This window comes from Flavobacterium album (assembly GCF_003096035.1).
Classification (GTDB): domain Bacteria; phylum Bacteroidota; class Bacteroidia; order Flavobacteriales; family Flavobacteriaceae; genus Flavobacterium; species Flavobacterium album.
The window spans coordinates 3,851,715-3,873,069 of sequence record NZ_CP029186.1 but is presented as its reverse complement, the minus strand read 5'-3'; the positions used below and the strand labels follow the sequence as shown (position 1 = coordinate 3,873,069).

The window sequence follows — 21,355 nt, the reverse complement described above, 5'->3', positions numbered from 1 at the left end:
CAGAAAATGCTGCCTGTTTAATGATTGCTGTTTTATCTTTTTATTTCATACCGCCTGCGGTAGTAAGGCGCTCACCGGTGATCCATGCCGAATCGTCCGATGCAAGGAACGTAACTACGCGGCCAATATCTTCCGGCTGCCCTATGCGCCTCAGCGGGGTTTGTGCGATCATCCCTTGTTCAAAGTCGGTACCTTTAAACCCAAGCGTGGCAAATCCTTCCGTGTCAACAGGGCCCGGCGCTACTATATTTACACGAATGTTCTTAGGGGCAAGCTCCAGGGCAAATGTCTCCGAAATCATGTCAAGCGATGCCTTTGTAGCCGAGTACACCGCGGCGCCCGGCATTGCTTTGCGGCTCGAAACCGAGCTCACATTTATAATGCTGCCGCCCTTTTCTCCAAAGTGTTTGGCTGCTTCTTTAGTAGTTAATATAGGGCCAAAAACGTTGGTGTCGAACTGCCTGTCAAACTCTTCGCGGCTGATCTCTTCCAGCGACTCAAATTTATAGACCCCGGCATTATTTACCAGGATGTCCAGCCTTCCATAGTTTTTTAGCGTCTCTTCAAAAATGCGCTGCACATCGGCTTCATTGCCTGTATTGCCCTGAACGGCAAATGCTTTTCCGCCTTCAGAGGTTATTTGGTTAACGGTCTTATCCGCGCCAGCTTTATCCGATACATAATTAACGGCTACTGCCGCGCCTGCTGCTGCAAGGCTTTTGGCTATCCCGGCACCGATACCTTTGCTGGCTCCGGTTACAACGGCTACTTTTCCTTCTAACTGTAAACTCATTTTTCTTTAAATTTAAATTATTTATATATTTAAATATTTCGATATAATTGATTGAGAAAATCCTGCTGCGAAATACAAGACAAATGTAGTAATTAAATCAATACATTTAAATATTTCGATGTGTTTTATTTCCCGAATGATTGCAGGTAGGAGATGTAGCTGTTGAGTTTATCGCTATCAATAGTATAGCTGATGTTTCTTCCTTCCTTGTGGGGTATAAGGAGGCCGGAGTCGGTAAGCTGTTTGATGTGGTGCGACACGGATGGCTGCGCCAGATTGAGGAAATTGATGATACAGGCACAGGCCATGTTGCCTTGTTCCTTAACCTGCTCCAATATTTTCAGGCGGTTAGGGTCGCTCAGGGCTTTCGAAATGCGTTCTATATCTTTTGGATCCATGATGTATTTAAAAATGCAAATTTATCAATTTAAATTTTAAAAGCCTAATAAGTAAATTAAAGCTATACCACAGAGCCGCACAAAGAGACACAGAGTTACGCCAAGGATTTTAAGATGACACCTTTGTGTGAGGCCACAGAGCATACGGAATATCACACCCAACTCTGTGAATTCACGCAGAATGCGCAAACTGAAAATTTCTTTGTGCAACTCTGTGCTTCCTCTGTGGTAGTTTTTAAGTTTATTATTTTGCATACCGCTCCAAAAGCTCCTTATCGACTCCCATACGAATTGCCCCCTTATAAAACAGTGTCACCATTGGAGAGAACAGCCTGAAAAACTGGCTTGCCAAATGGGTGTCACCCCATTCATATAGTACGGCTATGTGGTAAATGTTTTTGGGTATCTGGTTCTTCGTTATGGTCTTACCATCGTTCACCAGTCCGAACATAACTTTCAAAAAGTTTTCAAAGCCGGGCTGGCCCGGTCGCAGCACGACCCTGAACACTATTGCTTCTGCGGTATCATTAAAGAACCGGTGTGGCGTGCCTATGGGGACTAACTTACTTTCCCCGGGCTTGAGGTGCACAATTTCTTTTTCATACCGAAGGCCGAGGTTACCTGTTACGGCGGTGAATTCCTCGGTAAAGCGGGTGTGGTAGTGTACCAGATTGCCACCACCGGGCGAAAGGCTCACCTCCAGCAGCGAATAAGCACCATTTGTATCTTCTGAAGATTCCAGGATGCGGGTATATTCGCCATTAACGGGATTGTAATATGTTTTAGGCCCGGGCATCAGTCGCAGGGGAACCAGCATTCGAGGAAAACCAGCTTCCCATCCCTGAAATAAAAGCGCCACTCAAAGTCTTCGGTAGTGCCTTTGGGAAGTATAGTAATCATTTCGAGGACATCGCCGTCACGGTCGGTCACATCTTCAACAAAAGAAGCCGATGCGGGGAAATCCTTGCTGAAGCTCTTTAGTGTAGTCGTATGGTCAAACCAATTGTCTTTTATGGAAAACCAGGTATTCCTGTTTTTGGTAAAATCCATACTCCTGAAATTCATGATGCCGTTATCCAGTTCGAATTTAGCGCCTTTATAATGCACCATTTTTACTGTTGCTTCTTCCTCGCGCCCGCAGGTTTCCTTATCTGTCGGGTCGGTAATGCTGTCGGCTTTTTTATAGCGCTTGTCGAATTCTGCTTTCGATATGGTAAGCGTTATCTTATCGCTGATCTTCGCCTCATCCCACGAAATGCCTTCAACCTCCTGGCTGAATACCGGAAGGCTTATAAAGAAGAGTATGTAAAATAAGTATTTCATTGCAATTTTATTTAAACCCCCGCTGCCTTTTTGCCTCAAAGATCAATATGGCCGCCGCAACCGATACATTCATAGAGTCGATAGCGCCCTGCATGGGGATAATTATGTTTTTGGTCGATGCTTCCCGCCATTCCTTCGAGAGTCCTGTGGCTTCGGTACCTACTACAAGGGCAGTTGGTGCGGTGTAATCCTGCGTATGGTATTGCGCCGAATCCTGAAGCGTCGCACAGTAGATATTGATATTCTTAGACTTCAGGAAAGCGATTACTTCGTTGGTACTTCCGGTGGCGATGTTGTTGGTAAACAGGCACCCCACACTAGATCGCACTATATTCGGGTTGTACAGGTCGCTTTTAGGGTTGGCGATGATTACGGCATCAAGGTTGGCCGCATCGGCTGTACGGAGCAATGCACCGATATTTCCCGGTTTTTCGGTAGCTTCGGCAACCATTACCAACGGATTATCTCCTAATTGAAGGTCTTCCAGCTTCAGGCTTTTGGTTTTAGCCACAGCGATCATTCCCTCGGTAGTATCGCGGTAGGCCAGCTTTTGGTACACCTCGCGGCTTATCTCTATCAGTTCGGTTTGCCTTCCGGCGATGGTTTTTACCTGTGCTTCCGCGATCATTTCAGGCACGAACAGCACTGTCTCAATTTCATAGCCGCCCTTGCGCGCCAGTTCCGTTTCGCGCTGCCCCTCAATAAGAAACGTGCCGGTTTCCCGGCGGGCCTTTGCTTTGTCCTGCAAAAGAATAAGTTGTTTTATAAATGGGTTTTGGGCGCTGGTAATTTGTTTCATGAATGAGATGCTATTGCTGCAAAGTTATCACGTTCCTCCGTATATCGAAGTATCAAAGCCCATTTTCTTGATTTCTTCCAGTATTGTTTCTCTTAATTCATCATGGCTGCCCTTATTACTGATGACCATATTTATCAGTTTGGTTGTAGGGCTGTCGGGATATCTGGCAATGAATTTTTTGAAATCGGCCAGGTTCTCCGGATAAATTTTGCCACTCTCATAGTCCATTACAGGCGTGTTGTCCTGCCCAAAAAGGTAAGACATTACGTAATCCAGGTATAAGTTTTTTGCATCGCCAATACGTTTGCTGTCAGGATATTTGGCAATAAATTTTTCCCACGAGATAACACGCTTGCCTACGTCTTCCAACGGAATAGCTATAGCGGCATCGTTAGAGAACAATGCTTTGTCCTCTTCCGCATTTATAGCAATGAACTCGCTGTAATCCTCCGTGACATACTTTTCAAAAATATCTTTGTAATAATCGGGAACAGTACGTATCTCCACCATGCCTTCGCCAATATCCCATACTTCGAGTTTTGCCCGGGTAAGAAGCTTGACTTTTTTCTGGATAGAGTCAGGCGGTGTTATTTGTTTTTCACCTTCGTAAAAATAATTATAGTAGTTGATTACAAAATCTTCTTCAAGCTTTTCGATAGCCATTAATGCCTGCCCATTTTGTTTTAAAAGGTCTTCATACAATGCATTAGCTTCCAAAGGGCTTAACGCCTTAAGCTTTTCTTCGGTCTCCTTCTTTCGTTTTATAAAATCGCCGGTAAGCTTTTCGAGTTCCGGTATTTTATGATTGTCATCCGGCCTAACTTTAGCTATAGTATCTGCCGTGGTTTCGGTAACGGTTTCCTCCATTTTCTCTTTTTTACAGGATGCAAGGAATAAAACAGCGAGCAGGCATAAAAAATGATTTAATTTCATAGTTGGTTTATGTATTGCATTTATCCGAAACGCTTTAATAATTGCCGTTTAATTTCCACAAAGCTCAGGTGGTTTAGCGGGAATTCTAAAACCACATGCGCGAAACTAAGCACATAAAGCCATTTCAGCCCCGTTTTATAATCTTTTATATACAGCGCGACAGAGATGATCCAGATGATTGCGATAATAACGAGATTGCGCCTTTTGGTATTGTGCCACTGTATGACCGACGTTTTCGAGAACCAGTTGAGGTAATGGTAAGTATACGCAAACGCTATGAACCGCATGATCCTTATGCCTGTACCGGAAAAATAGATGGGCATGTCGCTTTCGCTAAAACGGGAAGGGATATCGAAATCGGCTTTTATCTCGTCTACGTGCATCACGTTAAAAAGGTCGATCATTACCATGTTCAGGTGCCTGAATGGACTGTAGCTTTCGGCAACATAGCCTGATACCACAGAGAATCCTGCACCGGCAAATAATGTCACTAATGCGCAGGCCACAAAAACGACCAATGAAGCTACACCCAGACGACTTTTGGACCGTAATGCACCCAAAAGGATAAATGCCCCAGTGAACAGGAAAACATGCATAATCGTGGGCAGGAGGGTGAGAAAAACAACCCTGAAATTAGCATAAAAGCTGGTGAAGAGCAGGTAACCGATGAGCGCGCTCACAACGGTAAACAGTATTTTTTTTACTGTGCCCTCAAAAAACATAAAGCCAAAAGAAGCAAAAAAAGCAATAAACACAAACAGCGGGATATAATACCGCCACAACGATTGCGTGAAAGGCAGGAACCCGATAATACAGCTGAAAACAATCAGTACAAGGTAATCGTGCTTTCTTGTGGTAAAGTATTGCTTTTTGTGCAGCCAGTTGATCTCGGTTAGGTAATGCAGCGGCCCCAGAATGGCGTACACAAAGAGGAACAGCTCAAAAGGCAGGAGCATTGCTGGCACTAAGGCAAGTACCATTAACCCGATGTTAAGGCCGTCTGTAAAATTTGCACTGACCTTTGCTGCCATAGCTTATTAGTTGGAAACAGTTTATAATATTCCCCTTGCCTTTATTTCAAGGTATTTATTGATGCTGTCTATAGTCAGGTTCTCCGGTTTTGTTAGTACCGAATAGATACCGTACTTCTTAAGCTCATTCACGATTAGCCTTTTCTCAAAAGCAAATTTTTCGGCGATCACCTGGTCGTATATCTCCTGGATGTTGCCGGCCTTTTTTTGCATAAGGTCTTCAAGCTCCACGTTTTCAAAGAATACCACTACCAAAAGGTGGTTCCTGGCTATCCCTTTCAGGTAGGGCAGCTGGCGCTTGAGGCCGTCCAGGGTTTCAAAGTTGGTATACAGCACAATGAGGCTGCGTTGGGTAATGTTCTTTTTTATATCGGCATATAATCTTCCAAAATCACTCTCAAAAAAATCGGTTTTAATATTATACAGCGTGTCCAGTATCCGCTGCATTTGAGACGAGCGCCTTTCGGCAGCCACACGGTTTTCCACCCTTTTCGAGAAAGTGAACATCCCCGCCTTGTCCTGCTTTTTCAGGATGATATTGGATAATACAAGCGTTGAATTGATGGCATAATCCAGCAGGCTCAACCCGTTGAAGGGCATTTTCATCACACGGCCTTTATCTATGGCCATGTACACGTTTTGCGATTTCTCATCCTGGAACTGGTTTACCATCAGCTGGTTTTTCTTGGCTGTGGCCTTCCAGTTTATGGTACGGATGTCATCACCGCCCACATATTCTTTTATCTGTTCGAATTCCATGGTGTGGCCGATACGGCGTATCTTCTTAAGCCCATACTGAAAGAGCTTGTTCGAGAACGCCATCAGGTCATATTTCTTAAGCTGGATGTAGGACGGATACGTAGGCACCATCTGGCCTTTATCAAAAATGAACCTTCTTGCCACAAGGCGCAGGGGAGAAGAGGCATACACATTCAGGCTGCCAAAATAGTATTCGCCGCGTTCCGTGGGCCTCAAAAAATATTCAAAGCTAGCAGTGCCGCCAGCATCCAGTTTTTTGTATACCTGGAAATTACGTATCTGGAACTGCACCGGAATCTCGTCGATGACTTTTAAGGAAACAGGGAACGAATACCCGCTTTCCAGTTTTACGGCAACAGGGTTCTCATCGCCGTTCGATAGTTTTTCGGGCATGGTACGGGAACCTTCGAACCTTTGGTTGCTGGCAAAAAGCAGCAGGAAGTCGATCACCGTAAAACCTATGAAAATATAGGTCCCGAGCCATGTAGCGTTATACAGCGCAGGGAAAAAATAAGCCAGCACAAAGCACACCATGATGCCCATGAGCACATAGAAGAAGAAATTGTTGAGGTATATGCGGTTAAACCACTTCATTAACGTGGAATTTCTACAGTGTCAATTATCTGCTTGATGATCTGCTCGCTGGTAAGGCCCTCCATTTCGCGTTCCGGCGCTACCATTACCCTGTGCTGCAGTACCGGTATGGCTGATTCTTTGATATCTTCCGGGGTAACAAAATCCCTGCCCCTCAGCGCGGCAAAGCCTTTGGCTGCATTCAGGATAGCGATAGAAGCCCTTGGCGATGCCCCCAGGTAAAGGAACGCGTTTTCACGGGTGCTCGTTACGATCTTCGCGATATATTGTATCAGTTGCGGCTCAATAACAATGTGCTTCACAATTCCCTGGTATTTCAGGATGTCGGCCTGCGAAAGTATCTTCATGATGTTGTCCAGTTTGTTCCTGTCCTGCAATGCATTTTCACGGTGCAGTATCGCGATCTCCTCATCCAGTTTGGGGTAGTCTATGGAAATTTTGAAAAGAAAACGGTCCAATTGCGCTTCCGGCAGGCGGTAGGTGCCTTCCTGCTCGATAGGGTTTTGCGTAGCAATAACAAGAAAAGGCGCTTCCATTGCGTGGGTGGTGCCTTCAATAGTTATCTGGCGCTCCTCCATTACCTCAAAAAGGGCTGCCTGTGTTTTGGCCGGGGCCCTGTTGATCTCGTCTATGAGTACGAAATTCGAGAATATAGGCCCTTTTTTGAAATTGAATTTTGAAGACGAAAGGTCGAAAACCGATGTTCCCAAAATGTCCGATGGCATAAGGTCGGGCGTAAACTGTATCCTGCTGAAGTCGAGCGTAAGGGTTTTTGCCAGCAGCTTTGCGGTAATGGTCTTGGCAACACCAGGAACGCCTTCCAGCAGCACGTGGCCGTTAGAGAGTATCGAAACCAAAAGCTGGTCGATCATCTTGTGCTGGCCTACGATAACCGAATTGATCTCCGCCTTTACCTTCTCAATGCTTTGCTGCAATGCCGAAAGGTCCAGCCTCGAAGTGAAGTTGATGTTCTCGCTTTCCGAAGGGATGTTTTCTGCATTATTGGTATATCCTCCTTTTTCAAGGTTTATCTCGCGGGGATCGTTGTTGAATTCTTCTGTCATAACCTTAATTTTTCAATTGCTTTGTTGATCTCTATCACATCAGCTTCGGTACTCTGAAACTGGTGCCTGTGTTTTTTTATTAAACCTACCGTTTTTTGGATGTCTTCGAAAGATTTACCTGATTTCAGGTGCAGTTTTTCTATGAATTTCTCATCCAGTGTGTAGGTGTCTATCATGTATTCGTTCCTTATGTGCTCAAGGAAGTAAATTATTTTCTTTTCGATGATCGTGTGGTGGTTGCCTTCCTGGTAGTAAAGGTTGCCTATGGTCTTGGTAAAGTCCACCGTCGTGTTTTTAAGCGGGGTGATCTCCGGGATGATGCGCTGCTTCCTTTTGGCATTGAAAAATATAAAGATCACAATAGCGATGAGCCCGATGCGGAACGCCCATTTCAGCCCCGGCTGGCTATTGATATAACGGAACGGGCTCGAGGAAATATTCTCATCCCTTTGGCCCGAATGCCAGTAAATATTTCCCTGGGGAAAATATGACAGTACGCTTTCGGCATATTGATAATGGTCGTTTTTAAGCAAATGGAAATTACTGAAAGCCGCCGGCTGGGTATGCAGCAGAAACTGGCCTTCGCCAAAAGGCACGCGTATAAAGTTCGGCTGGTCTTTATCAGACGCATCCTGGTAGCCAAGTGCTGTAGCCCCCGACTTTTCGATCGAATCGAAGCAGGTAAAGCCGATACCTTCATTAAACCAGTATTTTTTAGCTTGCTCCCTGCCAAGGCTCATTCGGATAGAGTCTTTCATGAAATAATTGCCGCTAATTTTTACCTGAAGTGTATCGAGCAGGATTCCCGGGAAGTCCTTCATACTCAGGAATACGGTGTTACCACGTTCGGCAAAATAGAGCAGTTCCTTAGCCGATTCCTTATCTATGTTATTTTCCTCGCTGATGGCCAGGAAAGTACCTTTAGCCTTATATTTCTTGGTTTTGTAGTCATACAGCGCATCGAAATATTCGTAGGGGGTTATACCAAATTTCTTTATAGGCTGGCCTTTAAATAAAGCAGGCGCTTCCTGGTCGAGTACATAAAGCCCCAAAGGTATCTTGTCTTTTGTATTATACGTAGGTGTCCAGTTAACAGGCTTTGGCCTCGAGGCATCTATAAAAATGATGATGCCTATCAATACAGCCAGCAATACGATATAAATGGTGAGTTTCCTGTTCATTTTACAGCGTATTTAATGTTTTCCGGAATGCTTTTTCTGCCTTGGCAAAAGCCATTTCGTCAAGAGGGAAATCGCCATACCAGCTGTAGTCGTACACATACGAAAGGTATTCGAAGTCTTTCCTCAGGTTGTTGTCGCGTATCTCGTACAGGTAGTCGCTGTTGGTCTTATCCCAATGCCAGTCGATAATCTCACGGCTGGACAGCTTTTTTAGCAACCAAAGGTAGTAATACCTCACGGTAAGCTTATAATTGCCCGTTTGTTTGGTCTCGTCTACCAACTTTCCAAAGTCCATTTCGTGGATGTTCTCTTCGTCAATCTCAAATGCCTGGATTTTTTTATTGCCCCTGCCAAAAATCCAGTAGCCTTCATTGTTGAGGATCGCCCTTGCAATAAGGTAGACAGCAAGGCCTATCACTACAAAAGCAAGTATTCGAATAAATATGGTAAACCCATCGGCTTTTTGCGTTTTATGCCCAAAGTTGAAAATACGGTCAATTACCCGGGCTACCCATTCCCAAAAGCGCTGCCATTGCGATTTTGCAACGGTTTTGTTTTCATATTGAAATTCTGTGTCCGAATATTTCTCTTTCAGACCCTTATCAAATTTCCGGTCTTTGTAGTACAGTGTTTCGGCAGCCTCCGCTTTGGCAGCGGGTGCGGCTATGCTGTCCTGCGTAGTGTTCGCAGGCATGCATACAGGACTGCCAAGCAACAATATGTATATAAGGAGCTTATTCAAAATCGGTACCTATTAGATCAATATCAGAATGTAATGAATGGTGTTCGTTGTCTTCCCTGCAGCTGTAGTATATAAGCCCCTGGTTTACCATCAGGATATTGCCGAGAAGATAAGCCAGTACAAAATACAGCATGAATGTTAGCAGCATCAGGATCCCCATGAGCGATATGTTTTCCTGCCCCATCTTTCCGTCGGTGCTGAAAAGCATGATAAATATCCCAATGAAGTAGGGGATGAACGACAGTATGCTCTGCGCTATCGAAATGATGACATAGATGATCGCTGTCGAGCCCATGTGTGGCCAGAAATTTTTGAAAAGCATCTGCATGCCACTGCCCATGGCAGCAAAATAGTTCTTATCGGTGTTCAGGTAATCATAAAAGCTGAGGAATATCCAGTTGGAAAGCGCCGCAAATAATATGATTGCTACCGGTATGCCTATAAATATGGCAAACATTAGCATTCCGAAAAGGCCTATTATTATAGCTATGGGCACAAAGGTTATAAGCGACAACAGCCCGAACAGCAATATCCTGCCGATCTTCTTTTTTAAAAGCCCCAGTACTTCGCGGGAAGTTGGCTTTTCCTTCTTTTCAGCCAGGCTGAGATATAGTACAGGGTAGCTATAGTTAGTTATAGTGATAAGCAGTACAAGGATACCGCATACAACCCCGGCAGCAATGAAGAAACCGGTATTTGAATCAAAATAATCGTCGAGCATCTGCTGCGACTCGGGAGAACCCATCCCAGAGAACATATTCTCAAAGAATATCCTGCTTATCAAAAAAATGAGCAGCAGCAGCACAAGCATCATCCCGCCATTGATAATAATGTAATTACGGAAATAGTTCTTGCCTGACACCCTGAAAAAAGTAAAGGTATCATTAATCAGCGCACTGAAGTTTCGTTTCTTATATAGCTGGAACATGCTGGTTTTTTATTTTTCTGTTAACGATAAACGGATACACCAGGTAGTAAAACGATATAAGCGAAAGTGTGAACAGTATGATGAAAACATTCAGTATGCGGGGCATATCCGGGGCATAACGGGTCACAAACCCCTCGAGCATCCCGGCAGCAAAAGTAAACGGCATAGTGCTCAGTACTATTTTCAGCCCGTTTTTAAAGCCCATTTTCATAGAGGTAAGCCTTGAATAGGTTCTTGGGAACAATATCCCTGCGCCAAAAATAAGGCCCGCTGCAGCTTCTATTACCATCCCGAAGATTTCCATAGAGCCGTGTATCCAGATACCGCGTACGCTTTCCCAGAAAACGCCCCTTTCGTAAAAGAAGTACTGGAAAGCGCCCAGCATAAGTGAGTTTTGGAACAATACATAAGCAGTGCCAAAACCTCCGAACACGCCCATTATAAAAGAAAATAATCCTACTTTAAGGTTGTTGAGGGTAATACCAAAAGCGCTGCCCCAGTTGCTGCCGCTTTTATATACGGCTACCGCATTGCCTTTTTCTATGTTTTCCAAAGTCATGTTCACATAATCATCGCCCATGATAAGGCGCACGAACGAGTCGTCATTCATGGCAGAGATAACGCCTATGCCCAAAAAGATAAAGAACATCAGGAAGGCATAGAGCACATAGCGCCTGTTCTGGTATACGATCAGCGGGACTTCGGTCTTAAAGAAATGTACAAGCCTGTTGGTTTCTTCACGCTTGGTCTTATATATCTTTTGGTAAGTAATAGAAGCAAGGTGGTTCAGGTATACAACCGTCTTGCTTTTAGGATAATAGGTTTGTGCGTATGACAGGTCATTCACCAAATGAATATACAGGCTCGCCAGTTCATCAGGATTTTTTTTAGCTTTACCGAAAATAGCCTGCTCAAATTCAAGCCATTTTTCTTTATTTTGTTTTATAAACGCGACCTCTCTCATACGAAAGCTAAAATATAAAATATGTCAGAACTATCTATCACAACTACGCAAAATGTGAATATAAATTTTAATACGGCATCCGCAGGCGACCGTATGCTGGCCTATTTGCTTGATCTGGTGATATGGATAGCCTATTATATTGTGGTATATGTAGTGATTTTCGGGATTACGGGGTTCGATGTTTATCTCAGTGAGCTCGATGGATGGTCGGAAATGGCGGTATATACGTTCTTTTTCCTGCCGGTAATGTTGTATGCGCTTGTTCTTGAAAGCCTTATGGAAGGCCAAACCCTTGGAAAACGCATCATGAAAATAAAAGTGATCAAGATCGATGGCTACCAGGCCGGCTTTGGCGATTACCTTATCCGCTGGCTGTTCCGGCTCATCGAGGTTACGCCGCCATTTAGCGTTATTGGGATCATTTGCCTTATGGTCACCGGCAAAACGCAGCGCCTCGGCGACCTTGCTGCAGGCACGGCGGTTATATCCCTTAAAAATGATATCAGCATCAACCATACTATCCTAAAGGAAATAAACGACACCTACATCCCGGTTTATCCATTGGTTATTAAGCTTAGTGATAATGATGTGCGCATCATCAAGGAAACCTACGAGGCCAGCATCAGGGCAACCGATTTTGAGATGATCAATAAACTGCAAAACAAGGTAGAAGCCGTGACCGGAATAAGATCGGTATCTGCAAATGCGACCGCGTTCATCGATACGATTTTAAATGATTATAATTATTACACGCAGAAGATGTAAAAATTTCAGATTTCAGAAGGTAGATTTCAGATTTGCCACTCCTGCACTATAACAAGATTGAAAGGCAAGAGTGTAGCTTAATCTGAAATCTGAAATCTACAATCTGAAATAAATTCCTCATCGGATCATCGAAAAATGCCCCTTCACGATCCTGCCGTCATCTAATGCTATTACAAACCAGTAATCGGTAGATGGGAGCCTGTGCCCGTTGTAGGTGCCGTCCCATCCGCGCCCTTTTGGGTCTACATCGGCGAGCAGCTTGCCATAACGGTCGAAAATATAGATCTTGCTGGTTTCAAAGAACTGTGCATTTACGCCAATGATATCCCAGGTATCGTTAATGCCATCGCCGTTCGGGGTGAAGAATTTCGGGATAAACAGTACTGCCACATCCCGGTAAGCTACACCGCAGCCATTGGAATCATGCACGTAAACAGTATGCAGGCCTGCACTCACATGATCAAAAAAGTTCGATTCCTGCCATGGGCCATTAGGGGCGTCAAGGCTATACAGGTACGAGGTATCCGGATCCTGGTCCGGGTTTACATTTACGGTAATGGTATTGTTTAATAAATCGACAACTGTTATCGCATCAGGCAGCGGGTTGACAATAAGGGTTACCGGCAGGACAGTGACACAGTTCGTAAACGTACTATTCATAATACGGGCATAGACTACCTGCTCATCACTTACAGTATTGTAAAATTGTACAGGCAGCGGGTCGGCCTGTGTGTCAGCATTTGCCTGTGTGGCATAATAGGTAGTGGTATACTGCGCGCTGTTTGGCACCAGTGCCGTTGTAACAGTAGCCATATCAAAAGTGGCCCTGCCGTTCGCGCCATCGCCATCAGTGTTGTCATCGCAAATGGCAAATTTATCGGTATTCAATACCGGTGCGGCTGTTACGCTTATCTCAAAAGAAGTGGTTTTGTAGCATTTTGTGTTGCCTCTTTGGTGCACGCGTGCATAAATCGTCTGCGGGTTAGACGTGTTGGTATAAGCTGTTGCGTTAAGAGCATCAGTATTGTCGTCAGCGGCCTGCTGCGAGGCAAAATATTGTACATCAAAGGTTTCGGGATTTTGAGTTCCTAATATGGCGGCATTATCGGCAGAGAGGTTAAATACTTCAACGCCATCATTTTCAGGGTCACATTCGTTAAGCGGCAAAGCGCTGTTTGCCACCGGCATCGTGTAGATGGTTATGTCCTTTATCACGGTATAAACATCCCCAAGGTTGGTAAGGGTTGCTATTACAGTATATCTTCCCGGAGCGGTATACGAATGTGTCGGATTAAGCTCTGGCGAAAGGGTGGAGGAATCGCCAAAATTCCAGGAAACGGTTTCAAAGGTACCTACAGAATTAAGCGAAAATTCAGTTGTATCGCCAAAGCAAGTGTTGTTAACAAGCATATTGGCCGAAAACATCGATGTGATAAATGGCGGGAGCCCGAAAATAGCAATTTTACCTGCTCCAAGCGCTACACCATTAAGCTCAAAATCACAGCCCGCCCCGTCTTCTTCGGGTGCATTCACTACATCCAGGAAAGAGGCGCCGTTCACCGCCCTGTATATTTTACCATTGGGACCCAGCTGTAGTGCCGTAGCGCTGTTTACTGAGGTAATTAAAACATCCGATGCTGCCACATCAGCAGCTTCAAGATTATACTGGTGCAGCCCACCCGCTACACTGGGGGTGGTATCGTAGGTGACATAGAGTTTTTTTGATTTGGCCGAAAATTCAACACCGTAGGGTACTGAATTAGTACTTACCATTACCGGATTCGAAACCACACCATTGGAATTATTAAAATCATACAGGTAAACCGCCCCATTCTGTGCTGTACCTCCGGTTATTGTTCCGCGCTGGTTGTGAGCAATGGCCAGCTTTCTTCCGTTTGGCGCCGCTTTAAGGTAGCCTATGGCATTACGCCTATAGCCATCGATGTTTACTGTAGGGGCAAGCTGGGAAATTACAGGTGTTTCATTAACACCGGCCTCATCTACAAAAAAAGCATAAAATTTATCGATAAAATGCGTAATTACCCAAAAACCGGTGCCTGTATTGTTTTTTACTGCCGTGATCTTTTCGGAGCATTTATATTTTATTTCGTTTACGTCTGCAGGATTATACGTTACAAGATGCGTATTTCGTGTCACCACATCGCCTATGCTGCCATTGGAGCCGGTTACAGAAAGGTCGACTACAGAGTAATTAAGCCCGTTGTTAAAGCCGTCGTCTGCATCAGGCACACCAAGGTTAGTGTCCGAATAAATACTGCTAAACTGGGCCGGGTATACCTGTGCATTTTCGTGGTGCGGCTCGTCGACGGTAAAAATGTAATAGATATTCGGGTCGCCTTTTTTCGGTACGATAATGCCTGATTGCGTACTCGACGGGTCGCCCATAAGGCCGGTTCCCGCATTATAATTGCCGTTCGGCATCTTTACATGGTTGCGGTCCCACACATTGCGGCCATCAGTATAAAACAGCAGGTTACCGTCGGCATCCGATATCACGCTGCACCCTTCATTGGTATCCATCTGGCCTCCGGTAAGCGCTACGACAGACCCATCATCAAGGAAACGCATCCCCGCCAACCTGCCGAAAAACCAGTTATTGGCTTCTTTCTGGGCGAAGGCATTCAGGGAAAAAAAGAGTAACAGCAGGGGGGCAAACTTTTTCATATCAAACAAATAACCGCCAAAAGTAATTTAATTTTATCGTATCATAGAGAAGTGGCCTTTTATTTTCCTGCCACTGGTAAACACCACTTCAAACCAGTAGTCGGTAGAAGGGAGATTGTGCCCGTTGTAGGTACCATCCCATCCTAATTCTTTGCCGAAGTAGCTTTTGATGAGCTTGCCGTAACGGTCGAAAATATTTACGATGGCATCAGGGAAATAACGGATGAAAAATACATTCCACACTTCATTGATGCCGTCGCCGTTCGGGGTGAAGAATTTAGGGTAATTCAGCACGGGGACAAATGTCACTGTTTCGCTGCACCCGTCTTTAGACCGTATCCCGATTTTATAGATACCGGGTTCGAGCCGTTCAAAAATATGCTCATCGGAAAAATCCCCATCAGCCAGGGAAAACTCGTAATCCTCAATATTTGCCATCGACAGGGTAATGCAATTGCTGTCCTGGGTGAAATCCTTTACATCAACAGTATAAGTTATTTCCGGCACAGGCAGGATGTTTATGGTGAACGAAGCGAGGCCATGCCGGTAGCAGCCATCGGTACCCGAAAGCCTTGCCCATATCGTTTCAGCAACATAGGGCTGTTGGTTTCTGTAAAAGTAGGGTAGCGGGTGCTGCTGGTTTTCAGCATCTTCTTCCGATGCATAATAGATAACCACAGTTCCGGGCCTGCCGTCTTTTATCAGGGCATTATTCTGTGAAAGGTCGAAAACTGCAAGGCCTGTGCCGTCATCACATTTAAATAGATTATCCGGTATGCCAGTGGGAATGATCTTATCTATTGAAATGGTAAGGGCCTCAGTCGCAAAACAGCCAGTTACAGTATTAGTCATCCGGATATAAACTGTCTGCGGACTGGAAGTGTTATTAAATGCTTGCGGGAAAACTATAGGGTTTGCGCCTGTAAGCACGTCATCGGCATTCAGGTGGTAGGTGAAGGCCATATTCGTTTGGCTCCCTTCCAGCATGGCTTCAAAGGCAGTAAGGTCGAATGCTGTTGAAACATCATCAATGGTATCGCTGTCGCACTGCACGATCTCCAGCGGCGTACCTACAGGAAATCCGCTGTTGCGCATCATTTCCGGCAAACGGTAGACACCTATCGTAAAAGAAGTGATCCCGTAACGGAAACATCCATCATTGCCTTCAAGCCATGCCCAGATGGTTTGTGCGGCATAAGGGGTTTGGTTGTGATACAGTCCCGGCAGCGGGTTTGTTTCGTTTTCAGCATCTGCCAGCGAGGCATAGTAGGTTACAGTCGTATTATTGTTGCCGTTACTTATCGCTTCATCATTCTGTGTGAGGTCGAATTGAACGATGCCAGTACCGGCTCCATCACAAAGAAAAAGTGGTGCCGGTATACCTGTCGGCATATCGATATCCGTCCTTATGGAGAGGGTTTCGGTAACAAAACATCCTGTAGCGGTATAAGTCATCCGCGCATAAACTGTCTGTGGGCTGGAGGTATTCACAAAGGCTTGGGGATTTGCAATAGGCAGTACACCGTTCAGCGCATTATTGTAGTCCAGGTAATAGGTAAGCGCCACACCGCTTTGCGTACCGGTAAGCATTTCTTCAAATGCCCTCAGGTTAAATGCCGTAAACCCGTCATCAGTGCCATCGTCATCACATTCGACGATCTCCAAAGGCGTTCCGGTAGGGATATCGTCATTGCGCAGCATTTCCGGTACGGGGTATATAGTGATATTGAACGAGGTAATTCCGTGGCGAAAACATCCACTTGTAGTGTCAAGCCGTGCCCATATCGTTTGTACGGCATTAGGATTTTGGTTTTGATAGATTCCCGGCAATGGATTTGCCTTATTTTCAGCATCAGCCTGAGAAACATAGTAGGTCACTGCCGTATTAGGCTGGCCATTTATTACCAACTCATCGTTTTGTGTCAGGTCGAATTCCCCAAAACCATCGCCATCAGTATCGCAAAGCAGTAATGTTTCCGGATTCCCGACAGGCAGGCTATGATCTATGCTGAGGGTAATGGTTTCCCTTGCGAAACATCCGGTAACAGTATTTGTCATCCGTAAATATATCGTTTGCGGGTTTGAGGCATTTATATAAGCTTCCGGATTTTCCAAAGCATTATCACCAGTCTCAGCATCGCTGTTTTGAATGTGGTACGTGAGTGCGACATCGGTTTGGGTACCGGTAAGCATTTCCTCAAAAACGGTGAGATCGAAAGCGGTTGCATTATCATCCACGCCATCATCGTCACATTCTATGATAGTGAGTGGTGTACCGGGCGGAAAGTCATCCGTACGCAGCATTTCCGGTACAGGCAATACACTAATGGTAAAAGAGGTAATGCCATAACGGAAGCACCCGCCCGTTGTTTCCACCCTTGCCCAGATGGTTTGTGTGGTGTAGGCAGTTGCATTTTGGTAGGGAACCGTGAGCGGATTTGCCTTGTTCTGTGCATCAACCTCAGAAGCATAATAGGTTACCGACGTATTTTCGTTGCCATTGCTTATACCAGCATCATTCTGTGAGAGGTCAAATTCCCTGAACCCGTTGCCATTGGTATCGCAAAGCGACAACGCCTGCGGCTGGCCCGTCAAAAAATCATGATCCAGCTTTATGGTCATGGTTTCGGTGTCAAAGCAGCCTGTTACCGGGTTGGTCATCCGCATATAAATCGTCTGCGGGCTGGATGTATTGGCGTATGCCGCGGGGTTGTCCAAAGGATTATCGCCGGTAAGCATGCCATTGCTGTCAAGGTAATAACTGATTTCCACATCGGTCTGGACGCCAATGAACATCTCTTCGAATACGGTCAGGTCAAATACGGTCGAATTATCATGAACCCCGTCATCGTCACACTGTACGATCTCCAGCGGAATGTTATCAGGATTGTAAAATACCGGAATGTTGTGGAAGGTAGCCGTGCCCGTCCATTGCAGTGAGAAGTTGGCCTGGCCATGCGGGCGGTCGATTATCAGGTAATAAATTTCGTCGTCCTCTACATTTATCCAGTTGATCCAGGCATTGCCATCGCCATTTGGCCCTTCGGATACATCGGTTTCGGTTTCATTCATCCCCGTAACGTTCGAGTCGAGCCCTGCCGCACCGGGATTGGTTGTAGAGCAGCGTATCGCCGTCCCGAGATTTCCGCAGGTTGCATTGGGCCCGTACACCCAAAAATCAAAATCAACTACAAGGTCGTCACTTTCAGGGTTTAGTATAAAGCCAAGAGTCCCGCCATCTTTTATCAGTATCTTCAGCCACAGGCTGTTGTGCTCCTGGCTGGAACAGGCATTTTGTATGTTTATCTCCTGTGTACCTATGCCCGTTGCGTTAAGTCCCGTATAGCTGGCATTACCGCATACGATTATTGCGTCCGGACAGTCCGTCTGGGCGTTCAGGTGTACAAAGGGGAGCAGGATGAGTGCCAATAGCCATCTCCTGAAGGTAGTTTTCACAGCATTCTGATGTTAATTTTTTTATAAATTTATGAAAAACTATCGTAGCATCGCAAAATGCCCGTGAATTTTTCTCCCGTTCGCCAGTTCCAGTACAAACCAGTAATCGGTTGAAGGCAAAGCTTTTCCGTTTAAATTCCCATCCCAGCCGGGGTTTTCGCCCATAAAACCGTCGATCACTTTGCCATACCGGTCAAAGATGGTAACACTGGCGTTTGGCTGCAGCGAAAGGTATGGTATGCGCCATGTGTCGTGAAGCCCGTCACCGTTGGGAGAAAAGTATTTTGGGTAATTGAGTATCACTACATTCTCATGGATGGTCTTGCAGCCGGTTTTTGCCCTTATGAAAACAACGTGCGGACCGGCCTCCAATCCTTCGAATACAAAGTTGTCACTAAAATCGCTGCCGTCAAGCGAAAACTCATAATCTTCCGCATCGGGCATAACCACGGTGATCGAGTTGTCGCTTTCGCGGAAATCAACGATGTCCAGCGTATAAACGATATCCGGCAGCGGGATGATATTGATGGTGAACGACACCACATCGTACCCAAAGCAGCCGCTTACATTTTCCAGCCGTGCCCAAACGGTTTCGGCAGTATACGGCACCTGGTTGGTATACAATGCATTTATAGGATTCGTTTTGTTATTGGCATCCGCCTCGGTACGGTAATAGGTTACAATCATGTTGGCGCCACCATCCTTTATAGCATCATCATTTTGGGATAGCGTAAATTGTTGCTTCCCATCTTCATTAAAGTCACACAGGAAAAGATCGTCGGGCTGCCCCGCCACAATAGGATTGATGACTTCTATGGTAAACTCCATAGTGTTAAAGCATCCCGTAGCCAGGTTGGTCATACGGGCATATATCGTTTGTTGCAATTGGGTGTTGGCATACGCCGATGGGTTGGCAATTTCATTCGTCTCGGTAATCACATCGTTCTGGTTTTCATAAAATGCGATAGAAACGCCTGTCTGCGTGCCCAAAAACATCGCCTGGTGCTTAGTAAGGTCAAACAGCGAGGTCTTGTCGTCCACGCCGTCATCATCACACTGCTTCAGGTCGACCGAAATGCCATCAGGGTTATTGAATACCGGCGCGTCATGGAAAGAAGCCGTCCCTGTCCATTCAATCGAAAAGTCACTCGAGCCTACCGGCCTGTCGATCACTAGAAAATACGACTCGCCATCCTGTACTGTAAGCCACTGAATAAAGTTGTTGCCAAGTTCGCCCGGCCCTTCAGCGGTGTCGGTCTCTTCACCATTCATGCCGGTAAGGTTGCTTGCAGATCCTGCAAATTCAGGGTTGGTGGTAGAGCAGCGTATGGCCTGACCTATATTGCCGCAGGTAACATTCGGACCGAAAATAAAGAAATCGAAATCGACATTAATATCCGGGTTGCCGGGTGTTATGGTAAAACCCAGCGTGCCGCCGGTCTTTATTCGTAGCTCGAGCCAGATGCTGTTGTTCTCAAAGCTCTGGCAGGTGTTGGAGTTATTGAGCTCCTGTATCCCGGGCCCGTTGGCAGTAAGTCCAGTGTAGCCCATATTCCCGCACACGATCAGCGCGTCGCGGCAGTCGTTTTGGGCCTTCATGAAAAGGCAGGACAGGAGTGTTAAAATAGTAAGGGTGAATTTCATAGCAAAGCAAAATTTTTGTAAATATAATTTACATTGCTATACCATTGAAAAATGAGGGCCTAATTCTTAACATGATTTATTAAGTAGTGCCTTACGATTAGCAATCATGCTTTTTCATCGAGAATGCAATGTGCAGGGACTGGAATTTTCAGGAGCAGCCAGTTAAAGGCTTATTGCTATACATCGTCCCGCTCTCCGCTTTATCTCCCTTGCTTCGCCGGGAGGATATCGCAGCGATCGGGGCTAAGGGAAGAGGTGGTTTTGTATTTGAAGGCTTTTTGACTCAAGGCTCCGCGAAGTCTCTGACTTCGTTTTATGCGATTTCAACTTTATAGCTTGTTCCGCAGAAAAATACTTGCTCAAAGAAATGAAACAATTTATTAAAAATTCTAATAAAATAATCCACTGTATAGTTGTCAACAACTATTCCGTCAATATTGAAAGTGTCGAAAAAACTTCCTTGATTCATTAGAAATGTTTCTAAATCTTCCCCAGTATTCCATTCATCAATCATATTAAGATCCAACGGTAGTACGTATAAAGAGGGAAGTATATCATTAGTAATAAAAGACATTACATCCGGAATCTGCTCAATAGGGATACATACCTCTGTGTTATTATCTGAAAGGCCATTCAGGGGCAAATCATAGCCTAAGGCATAATGGTATTTATTTACCATTGCTTTATACAACAAGATAGCTTTTTCCTTATTAACAGTAAATGCATAGTAAAGTATTACACCGTAGTTGTCAAAATTTGTTGAAAAAGCAGGGGCATCACCATTTTCTTTGTCTGCAAATAATTCCAGTCTTCTTGCCATCGCTTAAATGAATATTTATATGTGTTTGGATGTGTTTTATTACTAGAAAAAGTCACAGAGCTTTGTGGGGTTGCATATTAATTTGATACGATAGTAAATCTGTATACATATCTTTTACCATTTTTAAAAAGATACAATCTGTCTGACTTAGCTGGTTTTGCTATACTGTCTCCTTTTTTTGCAAAATATTGGAATATGCTATAATCCTCGTCATTATTGTTGTTATCATTTTTATCAACGTATGGATTAAATATATATTCGCTTCCATTTTCCAAACTAAAAAAAGAGCCTTTAGAAAATACTTTTACTTCAGTTATGATCCCATTTATATTGGTAGTATTAAATTTTTTGAAATCTTCCCAGCCATGTTTACGGGCATCGATCTGGTTAAAGATCGAAAAGATCACCAAACCGATAATTAATAGTATAAACCATTTTTTTTTCATGAAATGATGATTTTAAATGTCCCGCCCGCT

19 protein-coding genes are annotated in these 21,355 nt (G+C 44.9%); 1 reads left to right on the top strand and 18 read right to left on the bottom strand.

Annotated elements, in window-relative coordinates:
* Positions 1-40: 40 nt before the first annotated feature.
* The 13 genes from HYN59_RS17365 to HYN59_RS17305 form a co-directional block, all read right to left on the bottom strand.
* Positions 41-793, bottom strand: a complete 753-nt coding sequence (locus HYN59_RS17365; RefSeq protein WP_108779492.1) for a glucose 1-dehydrogenase — start codon at positions 791-793, stop codon at positions 41-43.
* A gap of 125 nt (positions 794-918) precedes the next feature.
* Positions 919-1,191: an ArsR/SmtB family transcription factor gene (locus HYN59_RS17360; protein WP_108779491.1), complete on the bottom strand. Its 273-nt coding sequence runs from the start codon at positions 1,189-1,191 to the stop codon at positions 919-921.
* Positions 1,192-1,435: 244 nt separating this feature from the next.
* Positions 1,436-2,008, bottom strand: coding sequence for a cupin domain-containing protein (locus HYN59_RS17355; RefSeq protein ID WP_245895609.1), 573 nt, complete (start codon positions 2,006-2,008; stop codon positions 1,436-1,438).
* On the bottom strand, positions 1,987-2,514 hold the full coding sequence (locus HYN59_RS17350) for a hypothetical protein (RefSeq protein ID WP_108779489.1): 528 nt from the start codon (positions 2,512-2,514) through the stop codon (positions 1,987-1,989). Before HYN59_RS17350 ends, HYN59_RS17355 begins: the two co-directional genes overlap by 22 nt.
* A 7-nt stretch (positions 2,515-2,521) precedes the next feature.
* Entirely contained in the window at positions 2,522-3,313 is a 792-nt protein-coding gene (locus HYN59_RS17345; RefSeq protein ID WP_108779488.1) for a TrmH family RNA methyltransferase, read from the bottom strand.
* A gap of 27 nt (positions 3,314-3,340) precedes the next feature.
* A complete protein-coding gene (locus tag HYN59_RS17340; RefSeq protein WP_146185981.1) occupies positions 3,341-4,246 on the bottom strand; it encodes a hypothetical protein in 906 nt (301 codons plus the stop codon).
* A 20-nt stretch (positions 4,247-4,266) separates the two neighbouring features.
* Positions 4,267-5,277: a hypothetical protein gene (locus HYN59_RS17335; protein WP_108779486.1), complete on the bottom strand. Its 1,011-nt coding sequence runs from the start codon at positions 5,275-5,277 to the stop codon at positions 4,267-4,269.
* Between the two features lie 21 nt (positions 5,278-5,298).
* Positions 5,299-6,630, bottom strand: a complete 1,332-nt coding sequence (locus tag HYN59_RS17330) for a DUF58 domain-containing protein (RefSeq protein WP_108779485.1) — start codon at positions 6,628-6,630, stop codon at positions 5,299-5,301.
* On the bottom strand, positions 6,630-7,694 hold the full coding sequence (locus HYN59_RS17325; RefSeq protein WP_108779484.1) for an AAA family ATPase: 1,065 nt from the start codon (positions 7,692-7,694) through the stop codon (positions 6,630-6,632). The genes HYN59_RS17330 and HYN59_RS17325 overlap by 1 nt, the downstream gene beginning before the upstream one ends.
* Positions 7,691-8,875 (bottom strand): DUF4350 domain-containing protein, encoded by a 1,185-nt coding sequence (locus HYN59_RS17320; protein WP_108779483.1) that lies wholly within the window; start codon positions 8,873-8,875, stop codon positions 7,691-7,693. Before HYN59_RS17320 ends, HYN59_RS17325 begins: the two co-directional genes overlap by 4 nt.
* Position 8,876: 1 nt before the next feature.
* Positions 8,877-9,617 carry a DUF4129 domain-containing protein gene (locus HYN59_RS17315; RefSeq protein ID WP_146185980.1) on the bottom strand — a complete coding sequence of 247 codons (741 nt, stop codon included), beginning with the start codon at positions 9,615-9,617 and terminating at the stop codon, positions 8,877-8,879.
* Positions 9,610-10,545, bottom strand: a complete 936-nt coding sequence (locus HYN59_RS17310) for a DUF2189 domain-containing protein (RefSeq protein WP_108779481.1) — start codon at positions 10,543-10,545, stop codon at positions 9,610-9,612. Before HYN59_RS17310 ends, HYN59_RS17315 begins: the two co-directional genes overlap by 8 nt.
* Positions 10,529-11,509: a stage II sporulation protein M gene (locus HYN59_RS17305; protein ID WP_108779480.1), complete on the bottom strand. Its 981-nt coding sequence runs from the start codon at positions 11,507-11,509 to the stop codon at positions 10,529-10,531. The genes HYN59_RS17310 and HYN59_RS17305 overlap by 17 nt, the downstream gene beginning before the upstream one ends.
* 21 nt (positions 11,510-11,530) lie before the next feature.
* Here HYN59_RS17305 and HYN59_RS17300 point away from each other — a divergent pair, with 21 nt between their 5' ends.
* Positions 11,531-12,274, top strand: coding sequence for an RDD family protein (locus tag HYN59_RS17300; RefSeq protein WP_108779479.1), 744 nt, complete (start codon positions 11,531-11,533; stop codon positions 12,272-12,274).
* Between the two features lie 117 nt (positions 12,275-12,391).
* Here HYN59_RS17300 and HYN59_RS17295 read toward each other — a convergent pair whose 3' ends face one another.
* The 5 genes from HYN59_RS17295 to HYN59_RS17275 all read right to left on the bottom strand — a co-directional run bounded on the left by HYN59_RS17295 (position 12,392) and on the right by HYN59_RS17275 (position 21,325).
* Positions 12,392-14,959 carry a T9SS type B sorting domain-containing protein gene (locus tag HYN59_RS17295; RefSeq protein ID WP_108779478.1) on the bottom strand — a complete coding sequence of 856 codons (2,568 nt, stop codon included), beginning with the start codon at positions 14,957-14,959 and terminating at the stop codon, positions 12,392-12,394.
* Positions 14,960-14,992: 33 nt separating this feature from the next.
* The gene (locus HYN59_RS17290; RefSeq protein WP_108779477.1) at positions 14,993-18,415 is read right to left on the bottom strand and encodes a T9SS type B sorting domain-containing protein; all 3,423 of its coding nucleotides are present in this window, start codon (positions 18,413-18,415) and stop codon (positions 14,993-14,995) included.
* Positions 18,416-18,454: 39 nt separating this feature from the next.
* Positions 18,455-20,059, bottom strand: coding sequence for a T9SS type B sorting domain-containing protein (locus HYN59_RS17285; RefSeq protein ID WP_108779476.1), 1,605 nt, complete (start codon positions 20,057-20,059; stop codon positions 18,455-18,457).
* A gap of 313 nt (positions 20,060-20,372) precedes the next feature.
* Complete coding sequence (locus HYN59_RS17280) at positions 20,373-20,879, bottom strand: hypothetical protein (RefSeq protein WP_108779475.1); 507 nt, start codon at positions 20,877-20,879, stop codon at positions 20,373-20,375.
* 77 nt (positions 20,880-20,956) lie between these two features.
* On the bottom strand, positions 20,957-21,325 hold the full coding sequence (locus tag HYN59_RS17275; protein WP_108779474.1) for a hypothetical protein: 369 nt from the start codon (positions 21,323-21,325) through the stop codon (positions 20,957-20,959).
* Positions 21,326-21,355 lie beyond the last annotated feature (30 nt).

Bases quoted from the DNA above. Each gene is read 5' to 3' on its own strand.
- HYN59_RS17365 (WP_108779492.1), bottom strand. From the start codon at position 793: ATGAGTTTACAGTTAGAAGGAAAAGTAGCCGTTGTAACCGGAGCCAGC.
- HYN59_RS17360 (WP_108779491.1), bottom strand. From the start codon at position 1,191: ATGGATCCAAAAGATATAGAACGCATTTCGAAAGCCCTGAGCGACCCT.
- HYN59_RS17355 (WP_245895609.1), bottom strand. From the start codon at position 2,008: ATGCTGGTTCCCCTGCGACTGATGCCCGGGCCTAAAACATATTACAAT.
- HYN59_RS17350 (WP_108779489.1), bottom strand. From the start codon at position 2,514: ATGAAATACTTATTTTACATACTCTTCTTTATAAGCCTTCCGGTATTC.
- HYN59_RS17345 (WP_108779488.1), bottom strand. From the start codon at position 3,313: ATGAAACAAATTACCAGCGCCCAAAACCCATTTATAAAACAACTTATT.
- HYN59_RS17340 (WP_146185981.1), bottom strand. From the start codon at position 4,246: ATGAAATTAAATCATTTTTTATGCCTGCTCGCTGTTTTATTCCTTGCA.
- HYN59_RS17335 (WP_108779486.1), bottom strand. From the start codon at position 5,277: ATGGCAGCAAAGGTCAGTGCAAATTTTACAGACGGCCTTAACATCGGG.
- HYN59_RS17330 (WP_108779485.1), bottom strand. From the start codon at position 6,630: ATGAAGTGGTTTAACCGCATATACCTCAACAATTTCTTCTTCTATGTG.
- HYN59_RS17325 (WP_108779484.1), bottom strand. From the start codon at position 7,694: ATGACAGAAGAATTCAACAACGATCCCCGCGAGATAAACCTTGAAAAA.
- HYN59_RS17320 (WP_108779483.1), bottom strand. From the start codon at position 8,875: ATGAACAGGAAACTCACCATTTATATCGTATTGCTGGCTGTATTGATA.
- HYN59_RS17310 (WP_108779481.1), bottom strand. From the start codon at position 10,545: ATGTTCCAGCTATATAAGAAACGAAACTTCAGTGCGCTGATTAATGAT.
- HYN59_RS17305 (WP_108779480.1), bottom strand. From the start codon at position 11,509: ATGAGAGAGGTCGCGTTTATAAAACAAAATAAAGAAAAATGGCTTGAA.
- HYN59_RS17300 (WP_108779479.1), top strand. From the start codon at position 11,531: ATGTCAGAACTATCTATCACAACTACGCAAAATGTGAATATAAATTTT.
- HYN59_RS17295 (WP_108779478.1), bottom strand. From the start codon at position 14,959: ATGAAAAAGTTTGCCCCCCTGCTGTTACTCTTTTTTTCCCTGAATGCC.
- HYN59_RS17285 (WP_108779476.1), bottom strand. From the start codon at position 20,059: ATGAAATTCACCCTTACTATTTTAACACTCCTGTCCTGCCTTTTCATG.
- HYN59_RS17280 (WP_108779475.1), bottom strand. From the start codon at position 20,879: ATGGCAAGAAGACTGGAATTATTTGCAGACAAAGAAAATGGTGATGCC.
- HYN59_RS17275 (WP_108779474.1), bottom strand. From the start codon at position 21,325: ATGAAAAAAAAATGGTTTATACTATTAATTATCGGTTTGGTGATCTTT.